The sequence below is a fragment of the Candidatus Frankia nodulisporulans genome (assembly GCF_902806475.1).
Classification (GTDB): Bacteria; Actinomycetota; Actinomycetes; order Frankiales; family Frankiaceae; genus Frankia; species Frankia umida.
Window position 1 is genome coordinate 1 of sequence record NZ_CADCWS010000409.1, and the last position, 2,333, is coordinate 2,333.

The window sequence follows — 2,333 nt, forward strand, 5'->3', positions numbered from 1 at the left end:
GATGACGTCGGGTTCGTCGCCGATGATCCGCCAGTCGTCGTAGGGCAGGCCGGTGAGCTCCTCCAACCTCGAGATGTCCTCGAGGAAGTAGGGCAGCACGGCGCGCCGCTGCGCGGGGGTGAGCTTCGGTCGACCGCCGGACTGGCGCTGCAACGCGCTCAGCAATGGTCCGCGCACCGTCTGGCGCACCGGTACCGGGAAGCGCGCCCCGATCCGTCCGCCGGTGCGCAACGCGGCCCGCAGCACCGCGTTCACCGGGGTGTCGGCGACGTAGGGCGTCACGTTCTCCGAGGGCACGGCCGAGAGGCGTCCCGTGGCCACGCCGAGGAAGGCGCACACCTCGTCCAGCGTCCGCTCGGGGGAGTCGCGCAGGTCGCGGTAACGCAGCACCAGCACCTGCTCGCGGGGGAACAGGCCGTACAGGTGGGCGAGCTGCTCGCCGTAGAGTCCGAGTGAGACGTAGTGCCAGAAGTCCGCCCAGCCGGCGTCGCGGCGGGCCCCCTCCAACGCGCAGGCCCGCACGAAGTCCCGCTCGGGCTCCAGCCCCGCCGCCCACAGATGCGTCCAGTTCGAGTGCGCCCGGTCGACCGGGTTACGCAGCAGCACCACCAGTCGGGCCTTGGGCACCAGCCGGCGGATGCGGTTCTGCGCGTCCAGGTCGTACAGGTAGAACGGGGTGGCCTCGCCGCGCAGCGTGTCGGTCGGCGCGGGGTCGAACAGGGCCTCGTAGTCCCGCTGCCGCCAGACGTGTTCCTGGTAGGTCTGCGCGTCACCGGGGCCACCGCGGGCCGGTGGCGGTCCGGAGCTCAGGAAGAACTTCGGTTCCTTCACCGACGGCAGGAACAGCTCCGGGTGACGGGTCAGCGCGGCGTGCAGGGCGGTCGTGCCCGCCTTGGGCACACCGATCACGAGAAAGTCGGGCAGGGCCATCTGCGGACTCCGGGTGGGGACGAGGAGACGACGGACGTGGCACCGCGACAGCGACGTGGCGTGCCGCTTCGCTGGCAGCGGGCATAACCGGCTAAGTCGACCGGTGAACTCGGGATGGTAGCGTCGCCCGGCGGGCCGCGGAGCGTCCTTGCCGACGCAACGTCCCCACGGCAACGGTAAGGTTGCCAGATGGCAACAGTCGGGCAGCAATCCACCACCTCGAACCTGGTGACGGACCCGTCGGCTCCCGACACGGGCGCTTCGAGAGGCCCGGCGGCCGGGCTCGACCCGGCCGTCGCCGCGGTGGCGGGCACGGTTGCCCTGCCCGGTCATCGTCCCGGTGTGACCGTCGCGCGGGCACCGGGCTCCGAGCCTGGCTTCTGGGCCGGTGCCCCCAGCGCCCTGCTCGCGGACGGCGTGTACTACCTGGCCTACCGGCTGCGTCGCCCGATCGGGTCCGGCCGGGGCTTCGGGGTGGTGCTCGCCCGCTCCACCGACGGCGAGCGGTTCACCGAGATCGCCGTCATCCCCCGTGAACCGTTCGGCGCCGAGAGCCTCGAACGCCCCGCCCTCGTGCGCACCCCCGAGGGCCGCTTCCGCCTCTACGTCAGCTGCGCCGCCCAGGGCGGCCCCCACTGGTGGGTGGACCTGCTCGAAGCCGACACACCCGAGGAGTTCGACCCGTCCACCCGGCGGACCGTCCTCGCCGGCGACCCGGCCACCCTCGCCGTGAAGGACCCGGTCGTCACCTGGCTCGACGGCCGCTGGCAGCTGTGGGCCTCCTGCCACCCCCTCGAGGACCCGAACGCCACCGACCGGATGGACAGCCGCCACGCCACCAGCGACGACGGCGTCCACTGGACGTTCACCGGCACCGCGCTGTCCCCCCGCCCCGGCCACTGGGACGCCCGCGGCGTGCGGATCACCGCCGTCCTCACCGACGGCCCCCAGCCCGTCGCCTACTACGACGGACGCGCCACCGCCGCGCAGAACTGGGTCGAACGCACCGGTCTCGCCGTCGGCACCACCCCCGAGCGCTTCCACGCCCTCGGTACCGCACCCGCCGCGTCCGCCACCGTCGGCGACGGCGCCCTGCGCTACGTCACCGTCCTCACCCTGCCGGACGGCGCCCGCCGCCTCTACTACGAGATCGCCCTGCCCGGCGGCGCCCACGAACTGCGCACCGAACTGCACCCCGCGCCCACACACCCCACCGCGTAACCTCCCGCGGCGCCCTTCCCGGTTTCGCACCGTAGGCGGCACCTCGACCGTCGGCCATGGCCGGACGGATCGCGGTCGTTCGCCCCTGCGGCATGCCCGGGAACAGGGGTCTGCCGCGTCCGGGTCCGTGCCCGCGGCCCCTCCGCCACGGCCGGAAACATGCGCGACAGCCCGGATGGATG

At 73.3% G+C, this 2,333-nt stretch carries 2 protein-coding genes; one reads left to right on the forward strand and one right to left on the reverse strand.

The annotated features are described in order from the left end of the window. Positions 1 to 930 (reverse strand): sulfotransferase family protein (locus tag G6R24_RS20315; protein ID WP_163550742.1); only part of this gene is annotated, 930 nt, incomplete at its 3' end. 189 nt (positions 931 to 1,119) lie between these two features. Between G6R24_RS20315 and G6R24_RS20320 the strand changes: the two genes are divergently transcribed. Beyond that, positions 1,120 to 2,151, forward strand: coding sequence for a glycoside hydrolase family protein (locus G6R24_RS20320; RefSeq protein WP_225438857.1), 1,032 nt, complete (start codon positions 1,120 to 1,122; stop codon positions 2,149 to 2,151). The last annotated feature ends 182 nt before the right edge of the window (positions 2,152 to 2,333 follow it).

Bases quoted from the DNA above. Each gene is read 5' to 3' on its own strand.
- G6R24_RS20320 (WP_225438857.1), top strand. From the start codon at position 1,120: ATGGCAACAGTCGGGCAGCAATCCACCACCTCGAACCTGGTGACGGAC.